This window comes from Microbispora sp. H10830 (assembly GCF_014161375.1).
Taxonomy (GTDB): Bacteria; Actinomycetota; Actinomycetes; order Streptosporangiales; family Streptosporangiaceae; genus Microbispora; species Microbispora catharanthi.
Genome location: NZ_JABBWX010000011.1, coordinates 308711 through 324664 on the forward strand (window position 1 = coordinate 308711; position 15954 = coordinate 324664).

Consider the following 15954-nt stretch of genomic DNA (forward strand, 5'->3'; position numbering starts at 1 on the left):
ACCATAAGCTTCCCCCCGATCGCGCAGAGTGACATATGTCGACAGACGACTCCATCGCCATCATCGACCAGGCCTCCTGGGAGGACCTGGTCGCCCGATTCGACGGCAGGATGTGGGCGGTCGCCCGGGCGTTCGGGCTGAGCGCCGCCGACGCGGCCGACGCCGTGCAGGGCGCATGGCTCCGGCTCGTGGAGAACGCGGGCGCGATCCGCGACCCCGAACGGATCGGCGCGTGGCTCGTCACCACGACCCGCCACGAGGCGGCCCGGCTCAGCCGCAGAGCACGCGGGGAGGTGGTCTCCGACCTGGACGTGCCGGACACGGCGCTGCCCGACCCGACGGCCGCGGTGGTGGACGCCGAATTCGGCAGGCAGGTGTGGCGCAGGCTCGACCTGCTCGGTGAGCCGTGCCGGTCGCTCATCCGCCTCTACGTGCTCCACCCCGAGGCGCGGTACGCCCAGATAGCGGTCCGTCTCAACCTGCCGGTGGGCAGCATCGGCCCCACCCGGGCCCGATGTATGGCCCGCCTGCGCGCTCTCGTGGAGGAGGAGACCCGTTGAGAGAGGAATACCTGCTGGCGGCCCTGCGCATGGGAGCGGGCGCCGATCCGGTGCCGGAAGGCGTGTCGGCCGCCGCCCGGGCGGTCTTCGGCCTGCGGGTGCCCGGAGGCGTGCCCGCCGGGCCGGTCGACCTCCCCGTGCCGCCGGGAGCCCGTTCCTCCCCCGAGGCCGGGGCGGCGCAGGCCGGCGTCCGGCGCTTCAGCGCGAACGACCTGGTCATCGACGTCGAGACGGCCGTCACCGGCGGGCGCATGGAGGTGGCGGGTCAGGTGTCCCCCACGCCCGGGCCGGACACCAGGATCGAGGTGCGGACACCGCACATCGCCAAGGTCCGCGTGCCCTCCGGCAGTGGCCACTTCGCGGTGGCCGGTCTGCCGCCCGGGTGGGTCAGCGTCGTCTGCCACCGGCCCGGCCACCCTCCCGTCTTCACCCGCTGGATCCACGTGCACCCATGACTTCTTCCGGGGACCTGCTGCTCGACAGGGCCGAGGCCGCCGTGCGGCTCTCCGCGACCGATCCTCGGCTGGCCCTCGGGGAGGCGAGAGCCGTACTGGACCTGGCCGCCGGCGCGTACGGCGAGGCGGCGTCGGTGGCGCTGCGCGCGGCGGCGCTGGCGGCTCGCGAGCTGGGCGACCTCGAACTCGCCGGAGAGCGGCTGGAGGAGGCGATCGCGGCGGGGCGGGGGTTCCCGCGCCGGGTGGCGCAGGCCAGGATGTCGCTCGTCACGGTCAGGGCCCAGCTCGGCGACCCCGAGGGCGGGCTGCGCCTCGCCGACCTCGCCGAGCGGGATCTCGCGGGAGCGGACCTCGCGAGGCTCGGCGTGCAGCGGTCGGTCGCCCTGATCCTGCTGGGACGGCACGAGGAGGCCGTACGGCACTGCGACCGGGCGATCGGCCTGCTGGACGACGATCCCCGCTTCCGGGCGGGCGGGCTGCTGAACCGCGGGCTCGCCCACACCTATCTCGATCAGTACGGCGAGGCCGAGGCCGACCTGGCCGAGTGCGCCCGGGTCGCGAGGTCGGCCGGCCTGGATCACGTCGCGATGCTGGCGGAGGGCAACCTGCCGTTCGTGGCCGCCCGGCGCGGCGACATCGCCGCCGCCTTCGCGCGATACCGCGCGGCCGAGGCCACGCTGTTCGGCTTCCCCGAACGGCTCGCCGTGATGCGCACGGACTTCGCCGAGGCGCTGGTGGCCGCGCGACTGCCCGGTGAGGCGCGCACGCTGCTCGAACAGGCCGTGCCCGAACTGGTGGCGGCCGGGGCGCAGGCGGCGCTCCCCGGCGCGCGGCTGCTGCTCGCCCAGGCCGCGCTCCTCGCCGGGGACGCCCCGCTGGCCGAGACGACGGCGCGCACGGCGCTCGCGGAGCTGGACGCGCAGGGCAGGACGGCCTGGCTGCCCCTGGCCAGGGAGGTGGTCCTGCGCGCCCGCCTCGCGGAGACTCCCGCCCCGCAGGCCGCGCACGCACGGGACGCGGCGGCGGAGGCCCAGGCCGGCGGCAGCCGGAACGCGGCGGGGGCCGAGAGCCTGGTCACCGACCTCGTCGCCTGCGCCGGCGACCTCGCGGCGTGCGGCTGGCCCGGGGCCTCGGCGGCGCTGCGGCTCACCGCCGCGGCGGCGGCCGTACGGCTGGGCGCGATCACGACCGCCCGCCCGCAGCTCGATCTCGTCGCCGCCACCGCCACCCGCCCGCTCGTACGCTGGCACGCGGTGGCGATGCGGCACCGGTTGGACGGAGACCTCGATCGGGCCCTGGCGGCCACGGCACGGGGCATCGAGGCCGTGCACGCCCCGGGCGGCGACGTCGGTCCACGCGAGCGCGACCTGGCGCGGGACGCGGAACTGCGGGTGCACGCGGCGCGGCCGGCCGAGGATCTCGCCGCGTTCGGCCTGGAGATCGCCCTCGACCGGGCCCGGCGGACGGGGGACGCGCGGACGGTGCTCGAGTGGGCCGAGCGATGGCGGGCGGTCGTGCGCGGCGCCGCGGCTCCCACGTCAGTGCTCCACGGTCTCCTGCCCGCCGGGTCCGGGCTCCTCGTGGAGCTCGTGCGGCGCGGCGACGACCTGTTCGCCGTCACAGCCGGGTCAGAGGGATGCGCGCTGCGAGCCCTCGGCTCCTACCAGGCGGCGGTGGAGGCGACCGTACGGATCCGGTACGGCCTGCGCCGCCGCGCTCTGCTCGACACCCTGCGCGATGCCGCGCGTGACGCGGGCGATCTTCCCGGGGTGGTGGACGAGGGGACGGCCCGCGAGCTGTCCGCGCTCGACCGCGCTCTCCTGTCCGGTCCCGGCACCCTCATGTCAGCGGGGAGCCGGCCCGGCGGGCCGGTGACGGTCGTGCCCACCGGAGCGTTGTGCACGCTGCCCTGGCCGCTGCTTCCCTCGCTGCGCGGCCGGCCGGTGTCGGTGGCGGCCGACGCCGCCGCGTGGCTCGCCCCGCGGCCGGGCCCGGCCGGCGTCCCCCTGGTGCTGTCGCTCGCGGGACCGGGGCTCGACCACGCCGCGGCCGAGGCCGACGTGGTCGCCGCCGCGCACGCGCGGGCGCGGCGCGTCGGCGCCACCAGGGCGGAGGCGCTCCGCGCGCTTGAGCGGGCCGACGTGCTCCACGTCGCGGCCCATGGGATGTTCAGTCCGCGCGGGCCCATGCTGTCGCAGATCACGCTCGACGACGGACCGCTCATGGCCTACGACCTGCTGACCGCGCGGCGGATCCCCCGTCTCGTCGTGCTGTCGGCCTGCGACGCCGGGATGGCGCACGCCCCGGTGGACGGCGCGGCGCTGGGCCTCGCCGGGGCCTTCCTCGACAGCGCCGCCCGCAACGGGGACGCCGCGTGCGTGGTGGCCGGTGTGGTGCCGGTGCGCGACGACGAGGCGCTGACGCTCATGACGCTCTTCCACACGCTGCTGGCAGAGGGCCGCTCCCCCGCCGAGGCGCTGGCCCAGGCGTCCGAGAAGACGGCAGTGCCGGGCTTCGTCTGCTTCGGCGCCGGCGACGAGCCTCTCGTCGCCCGCTGACGCGCCGCACCCTCACCGACGGCGGTGCCTGACGCGCTCCGCGTCCCGGTCAGCGGGCGCCCACGGTCGCGCCACCACGCACCCCGTCAGCCGGTCGCGACCGGCCTGCCGGGGTCGGCGACCCAGTTGGACCACGAGCCGACGTACAGGGCGGCCGGCAGCCCGGCGATCTCCAGTGCGAGCACCTCGTGGGCGGCCGTGACCCCCGACCCGCAGTACGCGCCCACGGGCACGCCCTCGACCGCCCCGAGGCTGTTGAAGCGCTCGCGGAGGAACTCCCTGTTGTGGAATCGCCCGCCGGGCTCGACGTTCCCAGTGGTCGGGGCGCTGACCGCACCCGGGATGTGCCCGGCGACCGGGTCGATCGGCTCCACCTCACCCCGATAGCGCTCGGCCGCCCTGGCGTCGAGCAGCACGCCGTCGGACGCCAGCGCGGCGGCCTGATCGGCGTCGAGCACCGGCATCCCGCCCGGCCGCGCGGTGAAGTCGCCCGGCGGGACGGGACTCTCGTCCTTGGTCACCGGGAGCCCGGCCCGGGTCCAGGCCCGCAGCCCGCCGTCGAGCACGCGCACGTCGCCGTGGCCGAAGTAGCGCAGCGCCCACCAGGCCCTGGCCGCCGCCGTCGAGTCGGCCTCGTCGTAGACGACCACCGGCCGGCCCTCGGACACCCCGAGGCGGCGCATCGCCCCCTGGAACGCCTCCGGCGCGGGCAGCGGATGCCGTCCGGCGGGCCCGGCGGGGGCGGCGAGATCGGCGTTGAGGTCGCAGAAGACCGCGCCGGGGATGTGGCCCTCGCGGTACGCCTCGACGCCGGGCGGTCCGCCCAGCCGCCAGCGGACGTCGAGGATCGCGGCGTCGCCGATCGCGGCGAGCTCCTCAGGAGTGATCAGCGGGCTCATGCCATCCCCTCGCCTTTGGATCTGTCGGACGGTGCCGCGGCCATTGTGTCAAGCCGACGGGGCTCCACGCGCCTCAGGACGCGGTCGCGGCGAGCAGTTTGAGGATCTCGGCGGTGGTGCCGGTCTCGCCGAGGCGCGGGAAGATCTTCTCGACGCTGTGGCGGTGGGCCTCGGGGTCGAGGTCGGTCATGGCGTCGGTCGCCAGGGTGACGTGGTAGCCGTGCTCGTGGGCGGCGCGGGCGGTGGACTCGACGCCGATGCTCGTGGCCACCCCGGTCAGCACGATCTGGGTGACGCGCCGGCGGCGCAGGTGCAGGTCGAGGTCGGTGCCGTAGAACGCCGACCAGTTGCGCTTGGTGACGACGACGTCTCCCGGATGTCCGGCCAGGTCGTCGGCGATCTCGTCCCAGCCGTCGGGCCGCGCGCGCCCGGGGCGTGACAGGTCGGTGCGTCCCGGGACGGCGTCGGAGCCGTCGGCCGCGGCGGTGACGCGGACGAGGACGACCGGCAGGTCGCGCGCGCGGAAGGCCTCGGCCAGCCGGACCGTCCGGGCGAGCACGTCCGCGGCGGAGTACGGGCTGCCGGGGACGGCCAGCACACCCTTCTGCAGGTCGACGACGACGAGCGCGGTCCTGGGGTCGAGCGTGGTAACGGGCATGGAAATCTCCCTTTGTGCCATGTGAACAGAGGGTCAGGTACGGCCGACGCGGCGGAGCGACCGGTCGGCGAGGATGCCGAGCAGCAACAGGACCGAGACGCCCAGCAGGAGCAGGCTCAGGTGGTGCAGCCCGAGCGTGGTGGCGCCGTGCCGGTAGAACGCCGCGTCGGCGGCCGAGGCGCTCAGCGCGCCGAGATATCCGAATGTGCGCAGCAGCCCGGCCGAGGAGCCCATGCGGGCCGGATCGGCCTGCGCGTACAGCGCGTTCTGGTTGGCCAGCCCGTTGAGGCCCTGCGCGACGCCGACGAACGCGCCGATCAGCGCCAGCAGCCACATCGGGCTGCCGGAGCCGGCCGTCAGCAGCGCGGCGCAGCCGGCGATCTGCGCCGCGGCGCCCGCGACGAGCTTGCCGCGCACCTCGGCGCGGCGGCCGGTGAGGGCGGTCACGGCGATGGCCATCGCCGACATGGGCAGGAGCAGCAGCCCGGCGGCCGAGGGAGTGAGCGACCGGCCGTCCTGCAGCCACTGGGGGAACCCGTACATGAAGGCGTAGGAGGTCGTGTAGGCCAGCCACTGCCTGCCGTACGTGGCCAGCAACGGCAGGTTGCCGCCCAGCACCCGCAGGTCGAGGAACGGCTGCGCCACCCGCAGTTCCCTTACGGCGAAGCAGGTCCCGGTGATCGCGACGATCATCAGCAGCCACCAGAGCCCCCACGCCGGGTTCATCAGGAACGTCATGAACGCCGTGAGCGTGCCGGCGAACAGCGCCATGCCGATCACGTCCAGTCCCCCGCCGGGCCGGGCGGCCGCGGAGGAGGTCGTGACGCGGCGGGGCAGTCGCCGCGCGCCGAGGACGAGGCAGGCGGCCGAGAGCGGCACGTTGACGGCGAAGATGAGATGCCAGCCGCCCGCTCCGATGAGCAGACCGCCCAGGGTCGGCCCGACGACCGCGACGACCTGGTTGGAGATCGACAGCGCCGCCAGGATTCCGCTGGGACTTCGCATGCCGGTGCGGTCGGCCTCGGCCCGCAGCAGGAACATCGAGGCGGGGTAGGCGGCGGAGGTGCCGATCCCGAGCAGGACCCGGGACACGATCAGGACGCCCAGGCTGGGCGCCGACACGCCCAGCAGCCCGGCGACGCCGACCAGCGCCGTGCCGGTCAGGTACAGCGGCCGTGGGCCGAAGGTGTCCACCAGCCGTCCGATGACCGGCTGCCCGACCGCGGTGGCCAGGTACAGCCCCGTCACCAGCCACGCGGTGTGCGCGGGCGAGGCGTGGAACCAGCGGCCAATCGGGACGAGCGCCACCGCCAGCATCGAGGAGTTGATCGGGTTCAGGATCGAGCCCAGGATCATCGGGGCGATCAGCCGGCGGTCGAAGCCGCCGGCGTCCGATCGGCGCCCGGCCCGGGAGGCGGCCGGAACCCGGGTCACGCCCGCTCCTTGATCATGACTGGGCCACGGCGTCCAGCAGCGCCATCGCCTCGATGATCGTGCGCAGCTGTGCTTCGGTGCAGTGTTCCTGCAGCGCCCGTGCCAGCCACGCCTCGCGCGCCCTCCGGTCGTCGAGGCGGCGCTCGCGCCCCAGCTCGGTCAGCGTGACGAGCTGACGCCGGCCGTCCTCGGGATCGCGGTGGCGTTCCACCAGCCCGGCCCGTTCCAGTGCCTGGACGATCGCCGCCATGGACTGCGGCCTGACCCGCTCGGCCGCGGCCAGCTCACTGGCCGACGCCGGGCCGTGCTTGGCCAGCCGCACCAGCACGGAGACCTGGCCGGAGCTGAGGTCTCCCTCCGCGTCCAGCTCTCTCAGCCTGCGAACGAGCCGGCTGACCGCCACCCAGGCGTCGCCGGCCGCCTGCGCCGCCGCCTCCGAGACGGCATCGCTCATGGGACTCCTCCCGGAAGACAGCCAGAAAGACAGTTCAGACTGTACACCTCAAACTGAGCAGTCCAGGCTGTTGATCAGAAGGCAAGCGGATCAGCGGCGGATCTCCCAGAAGCGTCAGCGGCAGATACGCAGAGGCGTCAGCGGCAGATCTGCGGGCGCGTCAGCGACGGATCTCCACAAGCGGGACGTTCTGCTCGGCGGGGGTCAGCGAGCCGTGGTAGCCGATCATGGACGACTCCACCGGCTCCACGGCCGAGGCCACGATCACGCACTCGCCGTACGGCACGGCCACCACGTCGCCGACGCGGCCGAGCCACTCACGCCGGACGCGGCGGCCGAACCATCCCGCCGCGACGGCCTCCTCGCGGGTGACCACCCAGGCCCGTCCGCGCAGGGCCTCCCGCCAGGTCTCCAGCACCGCGGAAGCCGCGCCGGGAGAGGTGTAGACGTGGCGGGCGCGGGCCTCACCGCCCAGCATGAGCACGCCCTCCCGCAGGTCGGGGCGGTGGTCCACGTCCACCTTGTCGGTCGCGTTGATCATGCCGTGGTCGGCCGTGACGTACAGGACCGCGCCCGGCGGCAGCGCCCCGGCGATGCGCTCGGCCATGCGGTCCACGACGGCGAGCTGTTCGAGCCATTCACCGCTGCCCCACCCGCTGAAGTGCCCCACGCGGTCGACCTCGCCGTAGTAGACGGTGACGAACCTGGTCTCGCGCAGCGCCTGCCGCACGGACTCGACACGCTCGCCGGGGCTCTCGGCCGCCCGGTGGCGCATGCCCCGGTAGACGGCGCGGGTAAGTCCTGTGCCGTCGAACGAGGCGGGCGCCACGTAGACGGGCTCGATCCCCGCCGCCGCCATCCGTTCGTAGACAGTCGGCGCGGGCTGCCACACGTCCGGGTCGATCGACAGGCCGGGGGCGGTCCAGCGCAGGCAGTTGAACAGCCGCCCCTCTCCCGGCACGGCCATCTGGATGCCGACCATGCCGTGCTCCCCGGGCGGGGCTCCGGTGCCCAGGGTGGCCAGGCTGGTCGGGGTCGAGGAGGGGAAGCCGGCCGTGAGCGTCCCCCGCAGATGGGCCGACAGGAACGGCGCGGCGCCGGGATGTGCGGCAAGGAGCTCGGCCCCGAGGCCGTCCACGAGGAACAGGCACACCCGCGGGGCCGGTTCCAGCGCCAGCGTGTCGTCGGCCGCCAGCCCGAGGGAGGCGAGCAGCGAGCCCGGCAGATCGGCCAGCGAGGCCGTGCCGTACGCGGGCACGTACGGCACGGGCACAGGCGGCACGGGCACAGGCGGCACGGGCACAGGCGGCACGGGCACGGGCGGCGACGCCACGGGCGGCTCCCCGGGCAGAGCTCCCGAGGGCTGGGGGTCGATCACGTCACCTCCCGGCGGCTCGAGGGGGGACGGTCAGGCCGTCGCCGCCTTGGCGGTGGCCTCCGACAGCGCCTTCGCGAACGCCAGCACGTGGGTGACGGCCTCGGGACCGTCGGCCGCCTCGCTGACCCGCAGGGACAGGTCGTCGGCCGTGATCGCGCCGGTGTAGCCGTGGTCGGCCTCGCAGTTCTCGTCGCCGCAGGTCGCCGGTTCGAGATCGACGTGGGAGATCGCGCCCCACCCGATCGTCAGCGTGACCTCCGTCGGGGGGACGCCCGGCGCGTACGACGCGGGGTCGGGCACGACCCTGGTCACGGCGACCGACTGGATGCGGCTGAGCCTCACCGCCTCGGTGGTGGTGGAGGCGTGCGAGGCGGGCATGCCCTCGGCGGGCGGGTGCTCGTCGGTGTGGCAGACCAGCAGCCGGGTCGGCGAAAGGACCAGGACCGTGACGTGCCTGCGCACCTCCATCGCCGGGTCGAACGTGGCCTCGTGATGCACGACGTACGCCGTGACCGGCTCGTTGCCGAGCGCGGAGTCGACGGCGTCGGCCACCAGATCCGGGTAGTAGCCGCTGCGATCTATGGCCTCGCGCAAGCCCGCGGCGGAGACTCGGGTTTCCCTCATGGGTCCATCCTGCCCTGTAAGGGACACCTGTTTCACACCCCGACGGGACGGGTTTTCCGCCCACGGCGTGACGCCGGCCCGATCAGATCAGATGGCACCGATCAGCTCAGGCGGCGGGGCCCGACGTCGGGACGCAACGCGGTGGCGGGCCGCAGGACGGCCCGCGCGCCGAGCACGGCCACTCCCGACGCGCCCGCCAGGACCTGGTCGAGGTCCATCCTGGCGACCTCGGGCAGGGCGTCGGCCAGCAGCCCCACCCGCACCAGCAGTTCCTCCAGCGCCTCCACGGCCACCGCCTGGTAGCCGTACTCGCCGAACAGCAGCGGCGCGGCGCGGACCGACCGCACCAGCCCCGCCGCGTCCTCGGCGGTGAGCGGCGCGAGGCGGTAGGCCTGGTCGCCGAGCAGCCGGGCGGTGACCTCGCCGAGGCCGAACGTGACGACCCCGCCGAAGTAGCGGTCCTGGGTCACGCCGACGACGGTGGGCACCGAGGGCTGCGGCGCCATGCGCTGCACCGCGAGCGGCGTGCCGGGCCCGAGGAGCGCGGCGAGGTCGGCGTACGCCTGCCGGACCCCGGCGGGCTCGCCGAGGCCGATGCGGACGGTGCCGGCGCGGCGCGCGTCCTCCGGGTCGGCCGACTTGACCACCACGGGCCAGCCGATCCGCTCGGCGGCGGCGACGGCCTCCTCGGCGTCGGCGGCGACGTGCGCCGGCCACACCTCGATGCCGTAGCAGGCCAGCAGCGCGGTCGCGTCGATCTCCCGCTCCTCGCCGTCCGCCCCCTCACCGGCCGCCCCCTCACCAACCAGGGCGGCGGCGACGATCTCGCGCGCCGCGGCGGTGTCGATCCCCTCGACGGACGCGACCGTGCCCGGCGGCTGCCTGCGCCAGTGGGCGTACCGCACGACGTGGGCCAGCGCGCGGACCGCCTCCTCCGGGGCGGGGTACGACGGGATCGACCCGCGCTGAGGGGAGTCGTCGCCGGGGCCGCCCGCCACGCGCAGCTCGGCCGGCATGCCCAGCTCGCCCTGGAAGGTGGCCAGCACCGGCTTGCCCGACTCCCGCGCGACCTCCAGCAGCGCCTCGGCCACCTCACGGCAGTCGCCGGGTATCGGCGGCATGTAGATCGCGACGGCGGCGTCCACCTCGGGCAGGACGCTCCGCAGGGCCTCGGCGAACTCGGCCGCTCCGGCGCGGGCGCCGAGGTTCACCGGGAGACTCGGCTGCAGGCCGGCGCCGGCGCACGCCTCCTCCGCGAGCAGCGTGAGCGCGTCGGAGTTGCCGACCACGCCCACCCGCGGCCCGGCCGGCAGCGGCTGGTGCGCCAGGAGCTGGGCGACGTCGAAGAGCTGGACCAGGTCGTCCACCCGGATGACCCCGGCCTGCGCGAACAGCGAGCTCAGCGCTGTGTCGGGCAGCGCGAGCACGGGCGCGCGGTGCCCGCCGGGGACGCCCCGCGACTTGACCACCACGATCGGCTTGGACCGCGAGATCCGCCGGGCCAGCCGGGTGAACTTGCGCGGGTTCCCGATGGACTCCAGGTAGAGCAGGATCACGTCGGTCGCCGGGTCCTCCTCCCAGTATTGGAGGAGGTCGTTGCCGGACACGTCGGCCCGGTTGCCGGCCGAGACGAACGTCGAGATGCCCATGCCGCGCTGCGCCACCCGCTGCAACAGCGCGGTGCCGAGCGCGCCCGACTGGCTGAAGAACCCGACCCTCCCCCGCCCCGGCAGGGTCGCCGCGAGCGTCGCGTTGAGCCGTACGGCGGGGTCGGTGTTGGCGATGCCCAGGCAGTTGGGCCCCACCACCCGGATGCCGTACGCCCGGGCGATGCGGACCAGCTCCTCCTGGCGTGCGCGGCCCTCGGGCCCGGTCTCGCCGAATCCGGAGGAGACCACGACCAGGCCCTTCACGCCCTTCTCCGCGCACTCCTCGACCAGTTCGAGCACGCCCTCGGCGGGGACGGCCAGCACGGCGAGGTCCACCTCGCCGTCGATGGCCGACACGCTGCGGTAGGCCCGCACGCCGGCCACCGCCCGTACGTGCCTGTGGACGGGGTAGACGGGGCCGGTGAAGTCGGCGGCGAGCAGGTTGCGCAGGACCGTCTGGCCGATGCCGCCCGGTTCGCGGCTCGCGCCGATGACCGCGACCGACTCCGGCGTCAGCAGGCGGGCGATCGAGCGCGCCTCGGCGCGGTGCTCGCGGGCGAGCCGGACCTCCAGCGCGGTCTCGGTGCTGGACAGGTCGAGCGTCATGCGCACGACGCCGTCCTCGAACTGGCTCTGCGCCGTGTAGCCGGCCTGGCGGAACAGGCCCATCATCCGGTGGTTGCCCGGCAGCACGTCCGCGATGAAGGTCTTGATCCCGCGCTCGCGCGCGGCGGCCCGCAGGTGCTCCATCAGCACCGAGGCCACGCCCCTGCCCTGGTGGGCGTCCTCCACCAGGAAGGCCACCTCGGCGTGGTCGCGCGGCTGCACCCGGTCGTACCGTACGACCGCGACCATCTCGGTGCCGATCGTGGCGATGAGGGCGACCCGGTTGACGTAGTCGACGTTGGTGAACCAGACCACGTCCTTGTCGGTCAGCCGCGGCCGCGGCCCGAAGTACCGGAAGTAGATGGACTCCGCGGACAGGCGCGAATAGAACGAGCGCAGCATGTCGGCGTCGTCCGGCCTGATCGGGCGGACGTGGGCGGTGCCGCCGTCGGACAGCACGACGTCCGCCTCCCAGTGGGCGGGGTACTGAGGGTGCACGCAATCGAGGCTAGCGGTGTCCGGCTTGGCCTGTATTGAGACATTCCTTACGACTGGAGGGCCCGCTTTCTGGATCCGCTTATAGGGGATCTACCAGCCCTGACGTGGCAAGTTGGGCAACGCTTGTGCATCGACTGTGCCCGTCTGTCCGCTCTCCACCCCACGACGCCCCTGGAAGCTGTTAGGTTTCTGGACGTCAGCCTCACAGCACGGAGAGGACGCCGCCCCTCCTAGGGCATGGCTCACCTCCACAAGCAGTTGGCAAGGTGGTGACATCATGACGCGGGTCGTCGTGGTGGGCGATCTCATGACGGACGCGGTCGCCCGCGCGAAGTTCCCTCTTGCTAGGGCGAGCGACACCCCGGCCGTCGTGACCATGCACGGTGGCGGCTCCGGCGCCAACATCGCCTCCTGGCTGGCCGTGGAGGGCTCGGAGGTCGCCTTCATCGGCCGCCGCGGCGCCGACATCACCGGCCGCAACCGCGACATGGAGCTCATGGGGTACGGCGTGGACGCCCGGCTCGTCATGGACCCCGAGCGGCCGACCGGCACCTGCGTCGTGCTCGTTACCCACAAGGGCGAGCGGACCATGCTGTCCGACCCCGGCGCCAACGCCGCGCTGTCCCCCGAGGACCTGCCGCGCGACCTGTTCGGCACCGGCGGCCACCTGCACATGTCGGGCTACACGCTGATCAACGAGGGGTCGCGCGACGCCGGCATCGCCGCGCTCGACATGGCCCGGCGCGCCGGCATGTCGATCTCCGTGGACTGCGCCTCCTCCGCCCCGCTGGAGCGGACCGGCGCCGAGCCGTTCCTCGAGTGGACCGACGGCGCGAAGCTGCTGTTCGCCAACGCCGACCAGGCCAAGGTGCTCACCGGCAGGGACGACGCCGCCGCGGCCGCCAAGGTGCTCACCGCCTGGTTCCCGCAGGTCGTGATCAAGCTCAACGCCGAGGGCTCGCTCTGGTACTCCAACAGCCGTCCCGAACCGGTCCGGGCGCCCGCCGAGGTCGTCGACCGGGTGGTGGACGGCACCGGCGCCGGTGACGCCTTCGCCGCCGGTTTCCTGCCCGTCTGGCTGGACGGCAAGCCGGCCGCCGAGGCGCTGGCGGCGGGCAACGCCCTCGCCGCCAAGTGCATCTCCAACCTCGGCGCCCGCCCCCGTCTCTGACCCGGATTTCAGAACGGCCCGGTTCAGAACGGCCCGGTTCAGAACGGCCTGGTCAGAGCGGCGCGGTTCAGAACGGGCTTCGCACGAGCACGACCGGCTGCGCGGGCCGCAGGCGCAGCAGCGGCACGAAGGCCAGCAGGAGCAGCGCCGCCGCCAGCGGGATCAGGTCCTTGCTCGCGAGCGGAAGCACTGCCTGCACGAGCACCAGCGCCGGGCTCCACCACGGCACCCGCCGCCCCGCGGCGAGCCGGGCCACCAGCGCGACCATGCCGGCGTAGAACAGCAACGGCACGACGGTGTACACGACCGGCTCGACCCCCGGGATCGCCTTGACGGCGTCGAAGCGGGGCCCCATCGCGTCGTGGTCGGCGGACAGGAGGCCGACCACGATGTCGATCGTGAACTGCGCGGCCAGCGCCAGCGCGCCGGCGAGGCCGGCGGCGTACCCCGCCGTGGCCGTCACGCCGCCGCCGGCCATCGTCCGGAGCCGCCCGAAAATCCGGACGAAGAGGATCAACGCCGCCAGGAAGAACAGGTGGCCCACGGTCCAGGCCAGGCCGGGCCCCCGGCTGCCGTCGAATCCGTCGGCGATCCGGGCGACGCCGTACGCGCCGACCAGGGCCGGAGCCGCAACAAGTGATCTCATGGCGACAAGTTTGGCGACCACGCGCGGCCCCGGGATGGGGTGATCACCCTGACCTCACCCTGACCCGTCCCGGAGCCCGGCCTCGGCTCGCCGCCCCCGTGTGTCAGGGCCGGTGTGTCAGGGCCCGTGTGTCAGGGCCCGTGTGTCAGGGCCCGTGTGTCAGGGCCGGCCTGTGAGGGCCCGTGTCTCAGGGGCGCGCCGGTCCGCCCCGGGGCTGGGCTCGGGAGGTGGTCAGCTGGTGACGGCCAGGGCCAAGGGCAGCACGGCGGGCGCCCCGGCGTGACGGACCTGGGCGGCGGCCAGCGCCATCGTCCACCCGCTGTCGACGCGGTCGTCCACCAGCAGCACCGGCCCGCCCGCCGCCGCGATCCTCGCGGCGACGTCACGCGGCATCGCGAGCGTCCCCCGGATGGCCGTCACCCGCTGGGCGCTGTTGTGCCTGGCGGCGGGCGGCCCGTCTCGATAACCGAGCGCCCCGAGATACTCGAGCCGGCCGACCTGGGCGAGCCGCTCGGCGAGCGACCCGACCAGCGCCGGTCGCGTGCCCGACGGCACCGCGACCACCGCGACCGGCCGCCGCTCCCACCCCCATGACTTCAGCACCTCGACGACGGCCGCGAACACGTCGTCGGGCACCGGCCCGTCCCCCGCCGCGAACAGTTCGCGAAGCCGGGTGCCCCAGCCGATGTCGGTCAGGCGGCCGAGCGCGCGGCCCGGCTCGGCGGACAGCTCCGGCTTGATCCGCCCCTTCAGGTCCGGCAGGCCGGTGGGCCACTGGCGGCGCGGCTCGATCTCGACACCGGGGCGCGCGAGCCGCTGCTGGGCGGCCCGGACGGCCTCGTCCGGCACCTCGGCGGAACGGTGGGCGCCGGTGCAGTTGTCACACCTGCCACACGGCGTCGCCGAGTCGTCGTCGAGGTGGCGGCGCAGGTACTGCTCCCGGCATTCCGTGGTCGCGATGTACCCGAGCATGGCCTCCTGCTCCGCCCGGCGCTCGGCGGCCACCCGGGCGTAGCGCTCGGTGTCGTAACTCCACGGCTCGCCGGTGGCCTCCCAGCCGCCCTTCACCCGGCGTACGGCGCCGTCCACGTCGAGCACCTTGAGCATCATCTCCAGCCGGCTCCGGCTGAGGTCGACCCTCGTCTCCAGTGCGGCGGTGGACAGCACTCCCCCCTCGGACAGCGCCTCCAGCGTCGCCCTGACCACGCCCTCCGGCGGGAAGGCGAGCGAGGCGAAGTAGGCCCAGATCTCCCGGTCCTCGGGGCCGGGCAGCAGGATGACCTCGGCCCGCTCCACGCCGCGCCCGGCCCGGCCCACCTGCTGGTAGTACGCCACGGGCGAGGCAGGGGCGCCCACGTGGATGACGAAGCCCAGGTCGGGCTTGTCGAAGCCCATCCCCAGCGCCGAGGTCGCCACCAGCGCCTTGACCCGGTTGCCGAGCAGGTCCTCCTCGGCCGCCAGCCGGTCGGCCGGCTCGGTCTGCCCGGTGTACGCGGCGACGGTGTGGCCCTGCTCGCGCAGGTACGCGGCGATCTCCTGGGCCGCGGCCACGGTCAGCGTGTAGACGATGCCGGAGCCCGGCAGCTCGTGCAGCGTCCTGGCCAGCCAGGCGAGCCGCTGGTCGGCGCCGCCCAGCCGTACGACGCTCAGGTGGAGGCTCTCCCGCTCCAGGGGGCCGCGCAGGACGAACACCTCGCCGCCGGCCAGTTCGTCCCACTCCTGCGTGACGGCGAGTTGCTCGGCGACGTCGCGGGTGACCCGGGCGTTCGCCGTGGCCGTCGTGGCCAGCACGGGGATGCCCGGCGGCAGCTCGGCCAGCAGGGTGCGGAGCCTGCGGTAGTCGGGCCGGAAGTCGTGGCCCCAGTCGGAGATGCAGTGGGCCTCGTCGATCACCAGGAGACCCGCGCTGCCGGCGAGCTCGGGCAGCACGTTGTCGCGGAAGTCGGGGTTGTTCAGCCGCTCGGGACTGACCAGCAGCACGTCGACCGCGCCCTCGGCGACCTGGCCGTAGACCTTCTCCCACTCCTCGGGGTTGGCCGAGTTGATCGTCTCGGCGTGGATGCCCGCCCGCTCGGCCGCGGCGATCTGGTTGCGCATCAGCGCCAGGAGCGGGGAGACGATGACCGTGGGCCCCTCGCCGAGCTCGCGCAGCAGCGCGGTCGCGATGAAGTAGACGGCCGACTTCCCCCAGCCGGTGCGCTGCACGACCAGCGCCCGCCTGCGGTCCATGACCAGGGCCTTGATGGCGGCCCACTGGTCGTCGCGCAGCCGCGCCTGATCGCCGGCGAGCGCCCGCAGCCGGGCCTCCGCCTCTTCCCGCAGCATCACCTCTTCTTCGCTCACCCGCCCATTGGTACCAGGTCC

The 15954-nt window shown here is 74.4% G+C and carries 13 protein-coding genes; 4 read left to right on the forward strand and 9 right to left on the reverse strand.

Annotated elements, in window-relative coordinates; all coding sequences use genetic code 11:
* Window positions 1-35: 35 nt before the first annotated feature.
* From HHX35_RS27400 to HHX35_RS27410, 3 genes are read left to right on the forward strand one after another with little or no spacing between them, the layout of a single operon-like run.
* Entirely contained in the window at window positions 36-560 is a 525-nt protein-coding gene (locus HHX35_RS27400; protein ID WP_182901572.1) for an RNA polymerase sigma factor, read from the forward strand.
* Complete coding sequence (locus HHX35_RS27405) at window positions 557-1015, forward strand: hypothetical protein (protein ID WP_182901573.1); 459 nt, start codon at window positions 557-559, stop codon at window positions 1013-1015. Before HHX35_RS27400 ends, HHX35_RS27405 begins: the two co-directional genes overlap by 4 nt.
* Entirely contained in the window at window positions 1012-3573 is a 2562-nt protein-coding gene (locus HHX35_RS27410) for a CHAT domain-containing tetratricopeptide repeat protein (protein WP_182901574.1), read from the forward strand. Before HHX35_RS27405 ends, HHX35_RS27410 begins: the two co-directional genes overlap by 4 nt.
* 86 nt (window positions 3574-3659) lie before the next feature.
* On the opposite strand, the gene HHX35_RS27415 is transcribed toward HHX35_RS27410, so the two are convergent.
* The 7 genes from HHX35_RS27415 to HHX35_RS27445 all read right to left on the reverse strand — a co-directional run bounded on the left by HHX35_RS27415 (window position 3660) and on the right by HHX35_RS27445 (window position 11773).
* A complete protein-coding gene (locus HHX35_RS27415; protein WP_182901575.1) occupies window positions 3660-4472 on the reverse strand; it encodes a sulfurtransferase in 813 nt (270 codons plus the stop codon).
* Between the two features lie 73 nt (window positions 4473-4545).
* Window positions 4546-5130: a hydrolase gene (locus HHX35_RS27420; protein WP_182901576.1), complete on the reverse strand. Its 585-nt coding sequence runs from the start codon at window positions 5128-5130 to the stop codon at window positions 4546-4548.
* Window positions 5131-5163: 33 nt separating this feature from the next.
* A complete protein-coding gene (locus HHX35_RS27425; protein WP_220505928.1) occupies window positions 5164-6564 on the reverse strand; it encodes an MFS transporter in 1401 nt (466 codons plus the stop codon).
* Between the two features lie 13 nt (window positions 6565-6577).
* Complete coding sequence (locus tag HHX35_RS27430) at window positions 6578-7018, reverse strand: MarR family winged helix-turn-helix transcriptional regulator (RefSeq protein ID WP_182901577.1); 441 nt, start codon at window positions 7016-7018, stop codon at window positions 6578-6580.
* A 160-nt stretch (window positions 7019-7178) separates the two neighbouring features.
* A complete protein-coding gene (locus HHX35_RS27435; RefSeq protein ID WP_310739336.1) occupies window positions 7179-8396 on the reverse strand; it encodes an alkaline phosphatase family protein in 1218 nt (405 codons plus the stop codon).
* A 30-nt stretch (window positions 8397-8426) separates the two neighbouring features.
* Window positions 8427-9020 carry a DUF5998 family protein gene (locus HHX35_RS27440; protein WP_139576394.1) on the reverse strand — a complete coding sequence of 198 codons (594 nt, stop codon included), beginning with the start codon at window positions 9018-9020 and terminating at the stop codon, window positions 8427-8429.
* Window positions 9021-9121: 101 nt separating this feature from the next.
* Entirely contained in the window at window positions 9122-11773 is a 2652-nt protein-coding gene (locus HHX35_RS27445; protein ID WP_182901578.1) for a GNAT family N-acetyltransferase, read from the reverse strand.
* A 277-nt stretch (window positions 11774-12050) separates the two neighbouring features.
* On the opposite strand from HHX35_RS27445, the gene HHX35_RS27450 reads away from it, so the two are divergent.
* Window positions 12051-12944: a carbohydrate kinase family protein gene (locus tag HHX35_RS27450; RefSeq protein WP_182901579.1), complete on the forward strand. Its 894-nt coding sequence runs from the start codon at window positions 12051-12053 to the stop codon at window positions 12942-12944.
* A 67-nt stretch (window positions 12945-13011) separates the two neighbouring features.
* On the opposite strand, the gene HHX35_RS27455 is transcribed toward HHX35_RS27450, so the two are convergent.
* Together HHX35_RS27455 and HHX35_RS27460 are read right to left on the reverse strand one after the other, a co-directional pair.
* Window positions 13012-13590, reverse strand: a complete 579-nt coding sequence (locus HHX35_RS27455) for a hypothetical protein (protein WP_182901580.1) — start codon at window positions 13588-13590, stop codon at window positions 13012-13014.
* A 231-nt stretch (window positions 13591-13821) separates the two neighbouring features.
* On the reverse strand, window positions 13822-15915 hold the full coding sequence (locus HHX35_RS27460) for a RecQ family ATP-dependent DNA helicase (protein ID WP_182901631.1): 2094 nt from the start codon (window positions 15913-15915) through the stop codon (window positions 13822-13824).
* Between the last annotated feature and the right edge of the window lie 39 nt (window positions 15916-15954).